Raw genomic sequence first — 17,039 nt, 5'->3', positions numbered from 1 at the left:
GTGGGATGAGTCACGACACCTCCGCCCCGTTCCGCTCGTCCTCGACGGTGCGGGAACCACGTCCGAACCGAGGAGGCACGACATGATCGGATCACTGGACGACAGGCCGAGGGCGCACCGCGAGGCGGCCGCGACGCTGGCCGCCGGCCTCGCCAGAGCCCGCTCGGGCGCCGGTGGCCTGGTGCTGTTACGCGGCGCCACCGGCACCGGGCGCACCACCGTGCTGGAGTCGGCGATCGCGGACGCGACGGAGCACGGCGTGCGCGTCCTCCGCGCGCGCTGCGCACCCGGTGACGGCGGCGCCCCCTTCGCGACCGCGCTGCAACTGCTGGGTCCCGTCGCGGACATCGAGAAGACCGGCACGGAGCGCGAACAGACCGAGCTGCTGCGGCGGACGCTGCTGCGGCAGGCCGAGCGGACCCCGCTGCTGATCGCCGTGGACGACGTCCACCTCGCCGACGCACCCTCGCACCGCTGGCTGGTGGAGTCGGCCCGGCACGTGGACCGGCTCCCCGTGCTGCTGGCCGTCACCGAGCGCAGCCAGTACGACGTCGATCCGCCCGCCCCTGGAGTCGCGCACACCCTGTCCCCCGCGCTGGTCCGCACACACACCCTGACACCGCTCACCCCCGCCGACGCCGGCGCGCTGGTGCGCGAACGCTTCCCCCGCGCCCCCGGGGCCTGGATCGACGACTGTGCCCGGGCCGGCGCGGGCAGCCCGCTGCTGCTGCGCGCCCTCCTGGACGACCTCGGCGGACCCGGCCCGCACGGCTCCCTCCCGCACACCGTCGCGGCGCTCTACGCCGGTACCTACGCGGCCGCCACGGCCTGGTGGCTGGACAGCGCCGGCCCCGGCACGGCCGAGGTCGCACGGGTGCTCGCCGCCCTGGACGCCGGACAGCGCGGCGCGGGCCCGGCCGGACCGCCCGGCGGCACCCTCGCCGACCTCGCGGCCCTGCTCGCCGAGCTGACCGGGACCGACCGGGCCCGGGTGGCCGGCTGGCTCACCGCGATGACCGGCCTCGGCCTGCTCCGGGCCGGACCGGACGGCCGCCGCCGCTACGCCCATCCGCTGCTGCGCGACGCGGTGCTCGCCGGTGTGCCCGAGGACCGGCGCCGCGCCGTCCACCGGGGCGCCGCCGAACTCATGCTGCGCCGCGGCGCGTCCACGGAGGCGATGGCCGGTCAGCTGCTGAACTCCGGTCCGGTGGGCGCGGACTGGGCGTCGAACGTGCTGCACGACGCCGCCACCCACGCCGTCCGCGAGGGCAGGGTCGCCGAGGCCGTAACGCTGCTGCGCAGGGCGCTCGACGAGCCGCTGCCCGACCACCGCAGACAGCGGCTGCTGACCGAACTGGGGTCCCTGGAGGCCGCCGCCGGCCGGGGCGCCGCGGCCGCCGTCCCCAGGCTCACCGAGGCCCTGGGCCTGCCGGCCGCCCCGCGGGAACGGGTGCGGGCCGCCGTCGCCCTCGGCACCGTACTGGCCGCCCGCGGGAAGATCGGGCGGGCCGTGGAGGTGCTGACCGGCGTCGACGAACAGCTAGCCGGGGACCGCCCGGACCTGTCCGGGGTGCTGCGCAGCGCCTCCGCCCTGCTGGCCGAACGGGACCAGACGGTCCGCCGGGACGTCTACCGGAGGCTGTCGGACACCGCGGAGCGCTCGCCCGAGCTGATCGGCCCGGCCACCCGCGCGGTCCTGGTCCGGTACGCGGCGACCGCCGGACTCACCTCGGCCCGGGAGGCCATGCGGCGGCTGCGCCTGCTGCTGGCCGAACCCTCCGACCCGCTCACGGAGCCGTTCCTGCTGGGGACGGCCGCCGCGGTCGCCCAGTGGGCCGACGAACTGGACGAGGCGGAGCGGCTGGTGGACCGGGGTCTGGCCGGCCAGCGCTCCGAGCTGCTGCACCCGATGCACGACGCGCTGCTCCACACCCGCGCCGACATCGCCGCCGCCCGGGGGATCCACGGCTGGCTGCCCGCCGAACCCCCACTTTCCCCGGACTCGGGAGCCGGCAACATCCAGGCCCACGTGCTGCTCGGACTGGTCGCCCAGGACCGGACCGCCGACGCGCGGCGGCTGGCCGGCGCCTTCGACCTGCACGCGGCCGCCGACTCCTGGGAACTCAACCGGTTCCTCTACGCGCGGGGAGTGCAGCGGGCCGCCGACGGAGACACCGCCGGTGCCCTGCACGACTTCCTGGAGTGCGGGCGCCGCCAGCTGGCCCGCGAGGTCCGCAGTCCGGTCGTCACCCCGTGGCGGTCGGCCGCCGCGGAGTGCTGGCTCGCCCTGGGCGCGCCCCGCGAGGCGATCACCCTGGCCGAGGAGGAACTGCGGCTCGCCCGCGTCTGGGACACCCCCCGCACGGTCGGCCGGGCCATGCGGGTCCTCGGCACCGTCACCGGTGGCCGCCGTGGCCTCGAATGGGCCGAGCGCGCCGTGCGGCTGTTGCGGGACGGGCGCGAGGGCACCGGTCTGGAACTGGCGCACGCGCTGCTGGCGCAGGGCCGGGCACTGATCGCGGCGGGGGAGCGCGCCCAGGCCCGGGACCGGCTCAGGGAGGCCGCCGAACTGGCCGAACGCCTGGGCGGGCTGCGGCTGCGCGGGCTCGCCGAGGAGGCCCTGCGGTCCGGCGGTGCCCGGCGGACGGCCGCCGCCCGGACCGGCTCGGGGTCCCTGACCGGCAGCGAACTGCGTATCGCCCAGCTGGCCGCCGACGGGCGAACCAACACGGAGATCGCGAAGCTGCTGCACCTCGCCCGGCGCACCGTGGAGACCCACCTCACCAGCACCTACAAGAAGCTGGGCATCCGGCGGCGCGGTGAACTGCGGCGCGCGCTGGCCCCGGACGACGGCGCGCCGCTCGGCCTGCTCGCACACGCTGACCTGCTGGCACGGTGACCGGCCCCACGGTCACCGGCTCACCCACGCTGACCGGCTCGCACGGACCGGCTCGCCCACGCTGACCGGCTCGCTCACGGTGATCCGCTTGGGCAGTGGCCGGCCCGCTCACGGTGATCCGCTCGGACGGGTGTCCCGCCCGCGCACCGTGACCGGCTCGCGAGCACGGTGCTCGTCCCGCACGGTGCTCGTCCCGCACGGTGACCGGCGCGCACGTCGATCGGCTCGTGCCCGGTGCTCGTCCCGCACGGTGACCCGTTCGCGCACCGTGACAGGACGCGATGCTGATCCGGCTCATGGGGTGCCTCAGGAGTGACTCAGGAGGTGCCGCAGGAGGTGCCTCAGGAGTGACTCAAGGGCGAGGAGTGGGCCTGTGCCGTGCCGGTTGCTCGTGCTCGCCGTCCTGGCCGGGCAGCATCGGCTGCCGGTCGCCCGTGGCGATCCTGGCCGCCATCCTGGCGAGCTGACTGCACGCGCGTGTGATCTCCCGCTCGGTCCGCTGCCGCTCGCTGATGACGGTCCCGAGCAGCAGCGCGGTCAGCGCGGCGGACCCGTTGAACACCTGGAGGGTGATCATGTCGGTGAGCAGGTCGTGACCCGCGAACGGGCCCGCCCCCCGGGTGGCGGTGACGATGGCGAAGGTCGACACGGCCAGCGCGCAGGGCGCCGCCCCGGCCAGCTGGAAGCGGAACGCGGCCCAGATCAGCAGCGGGAAGCCGAGGAACAGCAGCGGCGTGCCGCTGGTCTCGATGAAACCGACGCAGACGGTGGCCGCCACGAGCAACAGCGCCTCCGCCCACCGGGACGGCGGCGGGTGCCTCGGCAGCCGGGCCCAGCGGAGGACGAGCAGGAACGGCGTGACCACCAGCACGCCCATCGCGTCGCCGGTCCACCAGACCCACCACGTCGGCCAGAAACCGTCCGCGCTCAGCACGCCCGCCAGCAGGAGGCTCCCGCTGCCCGTCGTCGCGCTGACCAGCATCCCGGTGAACGCGCCGAGGAAGACCAGGGCGAGCGCGTCCCGCAGCCGGTCCAGTTCGTCGTGGAACCCGGTACATCGCAGCAGCACGTAGGAGCAGACGGGAGCCAGGGTGTTTCCCGCGGTGATCGCGAACACGGCCGGGAGCGACGGCCCCAGCCCGATGTTGACCAGGAAGGCGCCGAGCGCGACGCCGGGCCAGACCCGCGGTCCGCACAGCAGCAGGCTCGCCACCGCGATCCCGCTCGGCGGCCACAGGGGGGTGACCTGTCCGCGCACCAGCTGCTGGAGCAGTCCGACCCTGCCGGCACCGTAGTACAGCCCCGCGACGAGGCAGATCTGCAGGGCGGCCAGGCCAGTGCGCCGCAGCCCTTGGTGCCGGGCGTCAGCCATCGGGCGACCTCCGTCTCGACATCGCCCCGAAGCCCATCATCCGCCGGATCCGGTGGAACCTCCACGGCACACCCGGCCCGCGGCGGCGGGTCCCGCACGGGCCGGGCGGACCGGCCGGCACCGGCACGGCTGCGGGGGTTAAGGCGGGTGGGGTGCGCAGGGCGGGGACGGCCATGTCGTCGTGGCCGTCGCTCGGGTGCGGGCCGGCCGGGGCCGGGATGACTTCCGGCACGGCTGCGGGGGTTCAGGCGGGTGGGGTGCGCGGGGCGGGGACGGCCATGTCGTCGTGGCCGTCGCTCGGGTGCGGGCCGGCCGGGGCCGGGATGACTTCCGGCACGGCTGCGGGGGTTCAGGCGGGTGGGGTGCGCAGGGCGAGGATGGCCATGTCGTCGTGGCCGTCGCTCGGGTGCAGGTCGGCCAGGGCCCGGACGAACTCCGGCAGGGGCAGCGAGGCATGCGCCGCGGCCAGCTCCGCGAGCTGGTTCAGGCTCTCGTCGATGGAGTGGCCGGGATGCTCGATCAGCCCGTCGGTGAAGAAGACCACGGTGGCGTCCGGGGGCAGCGGACGGGAGTGGTCGGGGCGTGGCTGAGCGGTGTCGACGCCGAGCGGCAGCCCGGGCTCGGCGAGCAGATAGACGGCGCGGTGATCATGGCTGACCACCAGGGGCGGGACGTGCCCCGCCGTGCTCCAGCACAACCGCCAGCCCGCCCCCTCCGGCTCGATACGCGCCAGCGTGGTGGTCGTGACGGGATTGTCGGTGACGGCCTCCAGGGCCCGGTCGAGCTGTGCGAGGACCGCCCCGGGCGCGCGGCTCTGGTCGAGCAGCAGCGCGCGCAGCATGTTGCGGGTGGCGGCCATGGCGGCCGCGGCCTGAAGATCATGGCCGACCACGTCACCGATGACGACCGCGACCACGTCGTCGGGCAGCGGAACCGCGTCGTACCAGTCCCCGCCGAGCCGGCTGGGCTCGGCGGCGGGCCGGTAGATGGCCGACGCCTCGAAGGGCCACAGGTCGGGCAGGGTGGGCAGCAGGAGCCGCTGGAACTGTTCGGCTCCGACCCGCACCCGTTCGAACAGGCGGACGTTCTCGATCGCGATGCCGGCGGCGCTGGCCAGGGCGACGACGACGTTCTCGTCGTGCATGTCGAAGGGCTGCCCGTCGAGCCGCTCGGAGAGGTAGAGGTCGCCGTAGATCTCCCCGCGCACACTGATGGCCACGCCGAGCAGGGTGCGCATCCGCGGATGGCCGGCCGGGAACCCGACGGAGGACGGATGGACCGGGATGTCGTCCACCCGCAGCGGTTCGGGGTTGTGGATCAAGTGGCCCAGGACACCCAGACCGCGTGGCAGGCCCGTGTCGGCCAGATCATCGCGTTCCCGCTCGGACAGGCCGGCCGTGATGAACTGTTCCAGGCGCTGCCCCGACTCGTTGAGCACGCCCAGCGCCCCGTAGCGGGCGCCGACCAGGTCCATGGCGGTGCTCACGATGCGCCGGAGCACGGAGGGCAGCTCCACCTCACGGCTGATGGCCACCACCGCGTCCAGCAGGCCCTGCAACCGGGCCATGGAGGACAGCAGGCCGCGCAACTGGTCGTCGATCCGTCCCAGCTCGGACCGCAGCCGCACGTGCAGGTCGGGGAGGGGCTGCCGTGGTTGCCTCCCCTCCCTCGCCCCCGACATCAGTACGCTCCCGCGGTCCCGTGCGCCCGGCGGCCCGGGAACCGGGCCGGGTCCGCTCGCCGGTCACGACGGATCCGCTCGCAGGGCCTTACGACCGAGCCGTGCATGGCGGCCTCCTGACACGACCCCCCGGGGCTGATGTGCCGTCTTCGATTGTGGCATCGCCGCCCGCCGCGCCCCAGCTCAGAACGCCAGGCCCACGTGGGCGAGGGCCTGCTTCAGCAGCATCCCGTGCCCGCCCGGCATCTCGCTCTGGACGGCCACGGAGGCGGCCTCCTGAGGGCTGAACCAGACGAGGTCGAGCGCGTCCTGGCGGGGCCGGCAGTCGCCGCTCACCGGCACGATGTAGGCCAGGGACACCGCGTGCTGGCGCGGGTCGTGGTACGGCGTGATGCCCGCCGTCGGGAAGTACTCCGCGACCGTGAACGGCTGGAGGGAGGCGGGTACACGGGGCAGCGCGACCGGTCCGAGATCCTTCTCCAGGTGGCGCAGCAGCGCGTCGCGGACACGCTCGTGGTGCAGCACGCGACCGGAGACCAGGGTCCGGCTGACCGTGCCGTCCGGGCCGATGCGCAGCAGCAGCCCGATGCTGGTGACTTCACCGCTGTCGTCCACACGCACGGGCACGGCCTCGACGTACAGGATCGGCATCCGGGCCCTGGCCATCTCCAGTTCGTCCGTGGTCAGCCAGCCGGGCGTGGTTTCGGTCATGTCAGACATTGCTTGATCATACTTTCCGGGTGGGGCGCCCGCTGGAATCGCGGGCCGGTTCGGATACGGGCGGTCCGTACAGTCGGCGGGCGTTGTCGCGGCCCGTCCAGGCCGCGATCCGCAGGGCGTCGGCCAGGCTCAACTCGTCGGCGTCCACGCGGTCCTCCAGGAGATCGGCGAGCCCCTGCCGGAAGCACAGGGCACCCAGGTGGTGGAACTCGGCCACACCGTAGGCGTCGGAGCTGTACAGCAGTTTGCGGAACGGGGTGATCTCCAGGGCCTCCTCCAGCACCGCCCGGCAGCGAGCCGGGCCGGTGTAGTGCAGGGCGAGACCGACGTCCAGGTACACCTGCTCGAACACCGCGGCCAGATAGGCGGCCTGGCGGTGGTACGGCCAGCAGTGCAGCAGCAGCACCGGGATCGTGCCGGCGGTCCGGTGCAGCCAGTCGGTGAGCAGGGCGGGGTCGGCCCGGTGCAGCCGTAGGTCCGCGTCGCCGAAGCCGGTGTGCAGTTGCAGCGGCAGACCCAGGTCGACGGCGGTCCACAGCAGGTGCCGGACCAGCACGGGGTCGGTGAGCCGCCCGCCCCGCGCCAGCCAGGGCCGGGCCGCCCGCGTCACCTCGGCGTCCGTGGGGCGCTCCGGAGCGAGGGCGAAGCCCGTGCGGTAGGCCGCGACCGACTTCACCGCCACCACGTCCGGCCGGCGCACCGCCTCCTCGGCGGCGGCGCGCACCACGGCCGCGTACTCGCCCGCCTCCACGCCCCGGGCCGCCACCGCCTCGGCGAGCTGCTCCAGCCGTACGACCTCGAGGGCGGCGGCGCCGGCGGCCGCCGCCAGCTCGGCGGGGGTGGTGACCGGGTGCGGGGCGAAGCCGGTGTCCACGCAGAACACCTCGGTTCCGCAGGCCGTCAGGAAGCGCCGGTTGACCTCCTGCCAGCCGAGTGCCGAACGCCGGGCCAGGTAGTCGGCGGGCGGGGCGTGCCGGGGGAGGTCCAGCAGGGGCGCGCAGTGCCGGCGCACGGCCACGCCGACGGGGCTGTCGAAGGGGGAGACGCCGGGCCAGGCCGCGCCCTCGGTGATCAGGGACTCGAACTCCCCGCTGTCCAGGTCGGCCGTCACCGCACCGTGGCAGTGGTGGTCCACCAGCGGCAGCGCGGCGAGGGTCTCGTGGACCGGTCCCGGTGCGGCCACGGTCAGTACACCCAGCGGTAGGCCGCCGCCACCTGCACGGGGCCGAGCCCCTCGACGGCCGCCGCCTCGCCGAGCCGCACCGCGGTCACCGCGTCCGCGAGGACCGGGCCCAGCGCGTCCCGCAGCACCCGGTCCGCGCGGAACTCCCCGACGGCCTCCGGCAGCGACCGCGGCAGCCGCCGGACGCCCAGGGCGGCGGCCTCGTCGGGGCCGTACCGGGCCGGGTCGCCGGTGATCTCCTCGGGCAGGGGGCGCGCCGCCGCGAGGCCGTCGAGTCCGGCGGCGATCACACAGCCCAGGGCCAGATACGGGTTGGCGGCCAGGTCGACGGGTTTGACCTCCATGTTGGCGTCCTGGTCGTGGCGGCCCGTCGTGCCGGTGACGATCCGCACGGCGGCCTCGCGGGTCTCCCGGCCCCAGGCGGTGAACACCCCCGCCCACTGGGAGGGCTGGAGCCGTAGGTAGCTGGCGGGGCTCGGCGCGGTCACCGCCGTCAGCCCGGGCAGGTGGGCGAGGACGCCCGCCACGAACGACTCCGCCTCGGCCGTCATGCCGTACCGGCCCTCGCCGCCGGAGTGCAGGTTCACTCCGTCGCGCCAGCAGGACAGGTGCAGATGGCCGCCGTTGCCGACGCCCTCGGGCAGGTAGGCGGGCGCGAAGGAGACCCGCAGCCGGTGGCGCCGGGCCACGGCACGGATCGTCTGCCGCACCAGCACGCTGCGGTCGGCCGCCGCCACCGCGTCCAGCGCCCCCACCGAGACCTCGAACTGCCCGGGCGCGTACTCGGGATGGATCTGGTCCACGTCCACGCCCTGGGCCGCCAGCGCGGCCAGCAGATCGGCGGTGTAGTCGCTCAGTTCGATCTGGCGGACCGCGCCGTACGCCGGCCCGGAGACCGCCGGGACGAACTCCCCGGCGGGCACCGAGTCGAGTCCGACGGCCCACTCGATCTCGACCGCCGCCCTGAAGGCGATGCCGTGACGGTCCTGGGCGTCCGCGACGGTCCGGCGCAGGAAGGTCCGGGCGCAGCCGGGGTGCCGCTCGCCCTCCTGCGTGATCCGGTCCACGGGCGCCCAGGCCCAGCCGGGCTGGCCGGCCAGCGGGACGAGGTGGTCGAGGTCCGGGTAGAGCCGGAGGTCGCCGTCCGGGGAGCCGAGGACGTCGGTGGTGACGACGGAGTCGTCGGCGAGGAACGTGTCGAAGACGGGTGACATGCCGACACCCCAGGCCACGGCCGACTCCAGCCGTGCCGTCGGGACGGTCTTGACCCGGCCGACGCCCGCGGTGTCCACGTAGGCGAGGACGATGCCGTGCACGCCCTGCGCGGCCAGCTCCGCGGTGAGGGCCGCGACCCGCCTCAGGTCGTCGGGGCGTCCGCCGGGCTCGGGGTCGGCAAGGGTGGTCATGCGTCCTCCTCGACGGGCTCGGCCCCGGTCGGGGGGCCGGGGCGGGGGTCAGGGTTTCACGGCCACCGCGCCGTACCGCGGTACCACGGCGGCAGCCGGCTCGGCGTGCCACCGCGAGCAGGCCACCAGGCCGGGCTCGGCCGGCTCCGGACCGTCGAGGAACGCGGCGATCCCGGCGCGGCCGCGGGCGGTGACCGGCGGGGTGGCGTGGGCGTTCCGGAACTCCATGGCGGCTCCGTTGCCCGCGCCGCCCGCCTCGGCGCCGAGCCGGCCGTCGGGGAATCGTCCTCGCTCACGTCGCCGCCCTCCAAGCGTGCGGGTCTCCGCCGTCATTGTGCCGCCCGGTGATCGGGCTGTCCGGGGAAACGCGCGGTGTGACGGCCCGGGCACCCACCGGGGCCCCGCGCCGCATGCGGAACACTGGGACCCCGGGCCCTTCCCGGCCCACCCCGTATGCCGCCCCGGCCGGAAGAAGGACATGCCCGCCACGCCCACGCCCCTCCGCGACCCCCTCGTCCAGCACGCCGGCTCCGCCGACATCCGGCTGATCGTCACCGACATGGACGGCACCCTGCTGGACGACGCCAAGCGGATACCCGACGGCCTGTGGCCGATGCTCGCGCGGCTGCGCCGCCGCGGGGTGCTGTTCAGCCCGGCGAGCGGCCGCCAGTACGCGACCCTGGCCCGGCAGTTCGCCGAGGTCGCCGAGGGCATGGCGTTCATCGCGGAGAACGGCACGTACGTCGTCCGCGACGGCGTGGAACTCAGCTCCGACCCGATGGAACGTTCCGTCGCCGCCGATCTCGCCCGGACGGTACGGCGGCTGGTCGCGGACGGCGTCGACGTGGGCGCCGTGGTGTGCGGCAAGCGCGCGGCGTACGTCGAGCGGACCGACGAGGCGTTCCTGGCCGAGGTGCGCAAGTACTACGTCGAGCACCGGATCGTCGAGGACGTCACCGCCGTCGAGGACGACGTGATCAAGGTGGCGCTGTTCGACTTCGGCCCCGCCGAGCGGACCACCGCTCCCGCTCTGGAGGCGTTCAGGGCCACCCACCAGGTCGTCGTCTCCGGTGAGCACTGGGTCGACGTCATGAACCGCACCGCCGACAAGGGCGCCGCCCTGCGGGGCCTCCAGCGCGAGCTGGGCATCACGCCCGCGCAGACCATGGTCTTCGGCGACTACCTCAACGACCTGGAGATGCTGGACGCGGCCGAGTGGTCCTTCGCCATGTCCAACGCCCACCCCGAGGTGCTCCGCCGGGCCCGCTACGTCGCCCCCTCCAACAACGAACACGGCGTGCTGCGGACCGTCGCCCGGGTCCTGGGCGTCTGACGCGGCCGGGTCGTGGCGGCGGGACCGCGGGCCCGCCGGTCCGGGCCGGCCCCGCGAGGCCGGCCGGTCAGGGCCGGGCCCGTGCGGCTCGCCGGTCAGGGCCGCCCTCGCGAGGCCCGCCGGTCCGGGCCGGCCTCGTGCGGCTCGTCGGTCAGGGCTTGCGCGCGACCGCGCCGTACAGCGAGATCGGGCCGTCGGCGGGCGGCCCGTCGGGACGCCAGTCGGCCACCGGCACGATGCCCGGCTCCAGCAGGTCGAGTCCCTCGAAGAACGTGCCCACCTCGGCGTGCGAGCGGGCCACCAGGGTCACCCCGCCCGCCGCGTAGGCGGCGATGCCCTGCCGCACGTTCTCCGGTTCGAAGTCGGCGGTCATGGTCGACAGCACCAGGGCACTGCCCGGTGCCAGCGCGTCGACCAGCGTGGCCACCAGGTCGCGGGCGCCGTCCTCGTCGGCGACGAAGTGCAGCAGGGCGACCAGGGACAGCGCGACCGGGCGGTCGAGGTCCAGGACGCGGGCGGCCTGTCCCAGGATGGCGTGCGGGTCGCGGGCGTCGGCCTGCACGTACTCCGTCACGCCCTCGGGGGTGCCGCGCAGCAGCGCGCTCGCGTGGGCCAGCACGATGGGGTCGTTGTCGACGTAGACCACGCGGGCGCCGGGGTTCACGGACTGGGCGACCTGGTGCAGGTTGGGCTCGGTCGGTATGCCGGTGCCGATGTCCAGGAACTGGCTGATCCCCGTCTCGGCCGCCAGCGCCCGGGTGGTCCGGCGCATGAACGCCCGGTTGGCGCGGGCGGCCTTCGGGGCGCCCCCGTCGATCGCCGCGATCCGCCGGCCCAGTTCCTCGTCGACCGGGTAGTTGTCCTTGCCGCCGAGGAACCAGTCGTACACCCGGGCCGGATGTGGCCGGGTGGTGTCGATGTCCTGCATGTCCGGCCCGGTCCCCGCCACGTGCTGCTCCTCGGTACGTCAGGCCCCGGTGGTCGTTCCGGGACGTGCGGGGAGCAGTCTGACACGATCATGCGGCGCGGCGCAGACAGTCTTCGGCCACCTGTTTGTCCAGGGCCGCCCGTACCAACGCGGCGGCCAGCACGGCCGGTTGGGTGTTCCCGGCCAGCTCGGCCAGTTTCCCGGGGTCCTTGGGCAGGCCGAGGCGTCCGGCGCCGGAGAGTGCCTTGCCGTCGAGGTAGGGGGCGACGTCCGGCCACACCTGCTGGGCCTCGCGCAGGAAGATGTCGGCGCCGGCGGGCCCGATGCCCGGCTCCTCCTGGAGCAGCCGGGCGAGTTCGCCGATGTCGCCCTCCGCCTCGCGGTGTAGGCGGCGCAGGTCGCCGCCCCAGCGCTCGGTCAGCAGTTCGGCGCCGTCGCCGAGCTGGGTGGCGGTCCGTTCGTCGTAGCGCCGGTAGCCGCCCCGGCCCAGCGCGTCCACCCGCTGCTGCCAGTCGGCCTCGGCCATCCGGCGGGGGCTGTCCAGGTGGTCCTCGTGCAGGGCCCGGGCGGCGGCCACCGCCACCGAGGCCCGGATCCGGGCGCTCAGCAGCAGGGACAGCACCAGGAGCCGGTACAGCGGCTGCGGGGTGTCCTTCAGGCGGATGCCCGCCTCGTCGGCGTACGTCCGCCCGTACTCGGACACCAGCTCGTGCACGACCCGTTCGTCGCGGTTCATGGCCTACGGCTTGAGCGGGTCGTGGCCCAGCGTCATCAGCCGGTGCCGGCGGCGGGTGTCCTCCGGCGTGCTCTCCGGCTCGGGCTCGTTCTCCATGTCGACCAGGTCATCGACCGTGTCGACGACCTTGTACATGACGCGGACGTCGTCGTCGGTGAGGTCGGTACGGCGCTTCTGGAGGATCGCGAGGACGTGCTGTCCGGTGGGCGTGCCCGCCCGCTCCGGCAGCGGTTCCGTCTCCTCGTCGGCGTCCCTGACCTTCAGCCAGGCCGCCAGCTCCGCCGAGGTCATGTTCACCACGCGGTGGAAGTCCTCCCACAGCGCCTCGAGTTCCAGGGCGTCGGCCATGGGTCCTTCCCTTCCGTGCTAGCTGGACGCGGCGTCGTGCGGATGGTTCTCGGCCTGGAACATCCAGCGCTGCTTCTCCAGGTCGGCCGTGATGGTGATCAGCAGGTCCTGGGTGACCGGGTCGGCCTTCTCGGTCGCCTCGATCCGCTCCCGCAGCCGGCCGACGGCCGTCTCCAGGGTCGACACCATCAGCTCCACCACCTCGGTGTCGCGCAGCCAGCCGTCCTTGGTGCCGGGCAGCGCGAAGGTCGAGGCGATGGTCTCCGGCCGGCCGTCCGGCGGCACGCCCAGCGCGGAGGCGCGCTCGGCCACGGTGTCGGAGTGGGCGCGGGCCGTGGCGACCACCTCGTCCAGTTGGAGGTGGATCGACCGGAACCGCGGGCCCACGACGTTCCAGTGCGCCTGCTTGCCGATCAGTGACAGTCCGAGCAGGTCGACCAGGGTCTCCTGGAGTGCGGTCCCGGTGACGCCGAGCGCCTCCTCGGGCAGCGTGCTCTTGACCACGGTCATGATGCGCCGGTCCCCTTTCGTCAGATGTCTGCGGTCATGTCCGAAAGGGCGGGTGCCCCTGGCATCGAGGAGCAAACCGGCTGATCAGCGGGGCAGTACCCGGTCCAGGAAGCTGATCACCTCCGCGTGGACCCGCGCCCTGTCCGTCTCGTGGAACACCTCGTGCCGCGCCCCCGGGAAGATCCGCTCGGTCAGCCGGCCACCGCTCAGCCGCTCCACCCCGGCCCGGCTGCCGGACAGCGGCACCAGCCGGTCGTCGTCGCCGTGCAGCCACAGCAGGGGCAGCGGGCCGACGTCACCGCCTTCGGCGACGGTCTCCAGGGTCCGGACGAACGCCTCCAGCGTCGGGCGTTTCATGGGCCCGTGCCAGACCAGCGGATCGGCGGCGTACGCGGCGCCCACGGCCGGGTCCCGGGAGAGCGCGGAGGGGCTGACCGGGGTGTCCGGGATCTCCTCAGCTTCCAGCAGCCGCCCCGGCAGTTCCCAGGCGCCGATCACCGGGGCGCAAAGGATCAGCGCGCTCGGCTCGTCGCCGTACCGCTGGGCGTAGCGGGCCGCGATCAGCCCGCCCATGGAGTGGCCGAGGACGACCAGCGGCAGGCCGGGGTGCGCGGCCCGGGCCAGGTCCGCCACCGCGTGCAGGTCCGTGACCACGTCCTCGAAGTCCTCGATCACCGCCCGCTGTCCGGCCGACCGGCCGTGGCCGGCGTGGTCGGGCCCGTACACGGCGGCGCCGTGCCCGTGGAGCAGGGCGGCCGGCTCCTCGTACCGGCCGATGTGCTCGCCGTACCCGTGCACCAGCAGCGCCAGCAGGCGGGGCTCCCGGTGCGGCCACTCGCGTACCGCGAGGGCTCCGTGCGTGCCGTCGAGGACGTGCTCGCGGACGTGGCGCATGTCTCCTCCGCTCCCTCGGGAAGGTCCTGGAGGATCTTCCCAGCGGTACGGTCGGAGGTCTATAGTCCAAAACTAGCAGTGCTAATTAACAGGTGCTGCGCAGGTCCGTGCTGATCCACAGCGTCGTAGGTCAGGAGTCCCAGCCGTGCGTCCCGTCCATTTCGCGAGCGCCCGCCGCACCCCCATCGGTAAGCTGCGCGGGGCCCTCTCCTCGGTCCGCCCCGACGATCTCGCCGCGACCGTCATCCGTCACCTGGTGGCCGACGTGCCCGCGCTCGACCCGGCCCGGATCGACGACGTCTACTGGGGTGCCGCCAACCAGGCGGGCGAGGACAACCGCAACGTCGCCCGCATGGCCGCCCTGCTCGCCGGACTGCCCGACACCGTGCCCGGCGCCACCGTCAACCGGCTGTGCGCCTCCGGACTGGAAGCGGTCACCGCCGCCGCCCGGACCATCGCAGCGGGCGAGGCCGACATCGTGATCGCCGGCGGCTCCGAGTCGATGAGCCGCGCCCCCTTCGTCCTGCCCCGCCCCGACGAGGCGCTGCCGCACCGCGTCGAGACCCACGACACCCGGCTCGGCTGGCGGCTGGTCAACCCCGCCATGAAGGAGCTGCACGGCCTGCTGTCCATGGGCGAGACCGCGGAGGAGGTCGCCGCACGCCACGGCATCTCCCGCGCCCGCCAGGACGAGTTCGCCCTGCGCAGCCACCGGCTGGCCGCCGCCGCCCGCAAGAACGGCCACTTCGACGACGAACTCCTGCCCGTGGAACGTCCGGACGGCGTCACGGTCGGGCAGGACGAGTGCGTCCGCGAGGACACCTCCCTGGAGAAGCTCTCCCGGCTCAAGCCGGCCTTCCGCGCGGACGGCACCGTCACGGCCGGGAACGCCTCGCCGATGAACGACGGGGCGGCCGGCCTGCTGCTGGTCAGCGAAGAGGCCCTGAACGAGCTGGGCCTCGAGTCCCTCGGCCGGTACGTCGCGGGTGCCTCCGCCGGCGTCCACCCCGACGTGATGGGCCTCGGCCCGGTCCCCGCCACCCGCAAGGTGCTGGCCCGGGCCGGCTGGGAGATCGGCGACCTCCAGGAGGCCGAGTTCAACGAGGCGTTCGCCGCGCAGGCGCTCGCATGCGTCGACCAGCTGGGCATCGACCCGGACCTGGTGAACGCCACCGGCGGCGCCATCGCCCTCGGCCACCCCCTCGGCTGCTCGGGCGCCCGCATCCTCACCACCCTGCTGCACCGGATGCGGCGCACGGGCGCCGACCGCGGACTCGCGACCATGTGCGTGGGCGTGGGACAGGGGACGGCGGTGCTGGTCGAGCGTTGTTGAGGCGTCTGTGACGGGGGCTTTACGCACGGGGACCGAGTAACAAGAGCCGCAGCAAGGAAACGGAGCAACACTCCATGGCAACCCTGTCCGTCGCCGCCATCCTCGCCGAGAACGCCCGGCGCCGTCCCGGCAAGACCGCTCTGGTCGAAGGCGACCTGCGGCTCACCTTCGCCGAGGTGTGGCAGCGGGCGCTGGCCCGGGCCGGAGCGCTCACGGTGCTCGGCGTGCGGCCAGGTGACCGGGTCGCCCTCATGGCCCCCAACACCGCCGAGTTCCCGCTCGCCTACTACGCGATCGCCGCGGCGGGCGGTGTCGTCGTCCCCGTGCACCTGCTGTTGTCGGCCGGCGAGGTCGAGCACGTGCTCAAGGACAGCGGGGCGGGCCTGCTGCTGGTCCACCCGGCCCAGGCCGCGACCGGAGGGGCCGCCGCCGACGCCCTGGGCATCCGGGCCGTCACCCTGGGCACGGAGTTCGACGCCCTCGCCGCGGACGCCGAACCCCTGCCCTCGTACGTCCCCCGGGCCGCCGACGACCCGGCGGTGATCTTCTACACCAGCGGCACGACCGGTGTCCCCAAGGGCGCCGTCCTCAGCCACTTCAACCTGGTGATGAACGCGACCGTCAACGCCTTCGACGCCAACGACGTCCGCGTCGACGACGTCGCCCTCGGCGCGCTGCCGCTGTTCCACGCCTTCGGCCAGACGGTGTCCCTCAACTCCACCTGGCGGGCCGGGGCCACACTCGTGCTGCTGCCGCGCTTCGACGCCGCCCGTGCCATCGAGCTGATGGTGCGGGAGGGCGTGAACACCTTCCACGGCGTGCCGACCATGTTCGTCGCCCTCGCCGCGGCGGCCGCCGACGCGGCCCGGCTCCCCGGGCTGCGCGTGTGCATCTCCGGCGGGGCCTCGCTCCCCGTCGCCGTACTGGAGCGGTTCGAGGCCGCGTTCGACGCGACGGTCTACGAGGGCTACGGACTGTCGGAGACCTCGCCGACCGCGACCGTCAACCAGCCGGTGTTCGGCACGAAGGCCGGCACCATCGGCCACCCGCTGTGGGGCGTCGACGTGGAGATCGCCCGCGCCGAGGTGGAGGGCCGCGTCGAACTGCTGCCGCCCGGTGAGCTGGGCGAGGTCGTCGTCCGTGGCCACAACGTCTTCTCCGGCTACCTCGGCCGCCCCGAGGCCACCGCGGAGGCCGTGGTGGACGGCTGGTTCCGTACCGGGGACCTCGGCACCAAGGACGACGAGGGATTCCTGCGGATCGTCGACCGCAAGAAGGACGTCATCATCCGCGGCGGCTACAACGTCTACCCGAGGGAGGTCGAGGAGGTCCTGATGCGCCATCCCGGCGTCGCCCAGGTCGCCGTCATCGGCCTGCCCGACGAACTGCACGGCGAGGAGGTGTGCGCCGTCGTGGTCCCCGCGCAGGGCAGCGCCCCCGACGCCACCGTCATCACCGAGTGGTCCAAGGAACACCTCGGCCGGCACAAGTACCCGCGCCGCGTGGAGTTCACGGACGCGATGCCGCTGGGCCCCAGCATGAAGGTGCTGAAGCGGGAACTCCGGGCGCGGTTCGCGGACCGGGCGTAACGGCACCTGGTGTGGCGGCACCGGGTGTGGCGGACGACCGGGCGTGAGGACGACCGGGCGTGACGGACGACCGGGCGTGGCGGACGACCGGGCGTGGCGGCCGTCAG

The 17,039-nt window shown here is 74.4% G+C and carries 15 protein-coding genes; 4 read left to right on the top strand and 11 right to left on the bottom strand.

Annotated elements, in window-relative coordinates:
- The first annotated feature begins 82 nt into the window (after nt 1–82).
- A complete protein-coding gene (locus JK361_RS00785) occupies nt 83–2,899 on the top strand; it encodes a LuxR C-terminal-related transcriptional regulator (protein ID WP_201813625.1) in 2,817 nt (938 codons plus the stop codon).
- A gap of 352 nt (nt 2,900–3,251) precedes the next feature.
- Here the strand turns inward: JK361_RS00785 and JK361_RS00780 are convergent, their stop codons facing one another.
- The 6 genes from JK361_RS00780 to JK361_RS00755 all read right to left on the bottom strand — a co-directional run bounded on the left by JK361_RS00780 (nt 3,252) and on the right by JK361_RS00755 (nt 9,489).
- Nucleotides 3,252–4,271: an MASE1 domain-containing protein gene (locus tag JK361_RS00780; protein ID WP_201813624.1), complete on the bottom strand. Its 1,020-nt coding sequence runs from the start codon at nt 4,269–4,271 to the stop codon at nt 3,252–3,254.
- Nucleotides 4,272–4,620: 349 nt separating this feature from the next.
- Complete coding sequence (locus JK361_RS00775; RefSeq protein ID WP_201813623.1) at nt 4,621–5,952, bottom strand: PP2C family protein-serine/threonine phosphatase; 1,332 nt, start codon at nt 5,950–5,952, stop codon at nt 4,621–4,623.
- 183 nt (nt 5,953–6,135) lie between these two features.
- Nucleotides 6,136–6,663: an NUDIX hydrolase family protein gene (locus tag JK361_RS00770; RefSeq protein WP_201814217.1), complete on the bottom strand. Its 528-nt coding sequence runs from the start codon at nt 6,661–6,663 to the stop codon at nt 6,136–6,138.
- Nucleotides 6,664–6,679: 16 nt separating this feature from the next.
- Entirely contained in the window at nt 6,680–7,855 is a 1,176-nt protein-coding gene (locus JK361_RS00765) for an amidohydrolase family protein (RefSeq protein WP_201813622.1), read from the bottom strand.
- Nucleotides 7,856–7,857: 2 nt separating this feature from the next.
- Nucleotides 7,858–9,261, bottom strand: a complete 1,404-nt coding sequence (locus JK361_RS00760; RefSeq protein ID WP_201813621.1) for a type I glutamate--ammonia ligase — start codon at nt 9,259–9,261, stop codon at nt 7,858–7,860.
- Nucleotides 9,262–9,309: 48 nt separating this feature from the next.
- Nucleotides 9,310–9,489 carry a class I SAM-dependent methyltransferase gene (locus JK361_RS00755; RefSeq protein ID WP_372448671.1) on the bottom strand — a complete coding sequence of 60 codons (180 nt, stop codon included), beginning with the start codon at nt 9,487–9,489 and terminating at the stop codon, nt 9,310–9,312.
- A 250-nt stretch (nt 9,490–9,739) separates the two neighbouring features.
- On the opposite strand from JK361_RS00755, the gene JK361_RS00750 reads away from it, so the two are divergent.
- On the top strand, nt 9,740–10,594 hold the full coding sequence (locus JK361_RS00750; protein ID WP_201813620.1) for a Cof-type HAD-IIB family hydrolase: 855 nt from the start codon (nt 9,740–9,742) through the stop codon (nt 10,592–10,594).
- A 151-nt stretch (nt 10,595–10,745) separates the two neighbouring features.
- Here JK361_RS00750 and JK361_RS00745 read toward each other — a convergent pair whose 3' ends face one another.
- The 5 genes from JK361_RS00745 to JK361_RS00725 form a co-directional block, all read right to left on the bottom strand.
- On the bottom strand, nt 10,746–11,543 hold the full coding sequence (locus tag JK361_RS00745) for an SAM-dependent methyltransferase (protein ID WP_251095769.1): 798 nt from the start codon (nt 11,541–11,543) through the stop codon (nt 10,746–10,748).
- Nucleotides 11,544–11,610: 67 nt separating this feature from the next.
- Entirely contained in the window at nt 11,611–12,258 is a 648-nt protein-coding gene (locus JK361_RS00740; protein WP_201813619.1) for an HhH-GDP family DNA glycosylase, read from the bottom strand.
- 3 nt (nt 12,259–12,261) lie between these two features.
- On the bottom strand, nt 12,262–12,606 hold the full coding sequence (locus JK361_RS00735; protein WP_201813618.1) for a DUF3140 domain-containing protein: 345 nt from the start codon (nt 12,604–12,606) through the stop codon (nt 12,262–12,264).
- Nucleotides 12,607–12,624: 18 nt separating this feature from the next.
- On the bottom strand, nt 12,625–13,116 hold the full coding sequence (locus JK361_RS00730) for a Dps family protein (RefSeq protein ID WP_201813617.1): 492 nt from the start codon (nt 13,114–13,116) through the stop codon (nt 12,625–12,627).
- Between the two features lie 84 nt (nt 13,117–13,200).
- Nucleotides 13,201–14,010, bottom strand: a complete 810-nt coding sequence (locus tag JK361_RS00725) for an alpha/beta hydrolase (RefSeq protein WP_201813616.1) — start codon at nt 14,008–14,010, stop codon at nt 13,201–13,203.
- Nucleotides 14,011–14,155: 145 nt separating this feature from the next.
- On the opposite strand from JK361_RS00725, the gene JK361_RS00720 reads away from it, so the two are divergent.
- The gene (locus JK361_RS00720) at nt 14,156–15,343 is read left to right on the top strand and encodes a thiolase family protein (RefSeq protein ID WP_201813615.1); all 1,188 of its coding nucleotides are present in this window, start codon (nt 14,156–14,158) and stop codon (nt 15,341–15,343) included.
- A 74-nt stretch (nt 15,344–15,417) separates the two neighbouring features.
- Nucleotides 15,418–16,932, top strand: a complete 1,515-nt coding sequence (locus JK361_RS00715; protein WP_201813614.1) for a long-chain-fatty-acid--CoA ligase — start codon at nt 15,418–15,420, stop codon at nt 16,930–16,932.
- Nucleotides 16,933–17,039 lie beyond the last annotated feature (107 nt).

The organism is Streptomyces musisoli, assembly GCF_016741855.1.
GTDB lineage: Bacteria > Actinomycetota > Actinomycetes > Streptomycetales > Streptomycetaceae > Streptomyces > Streptomyces musisoli.
The sequence above is the reverse complement of the archived record's forward strand: the minus strand, read 5'-3'. Positions and strand labels throughout refer to the sequence as shown.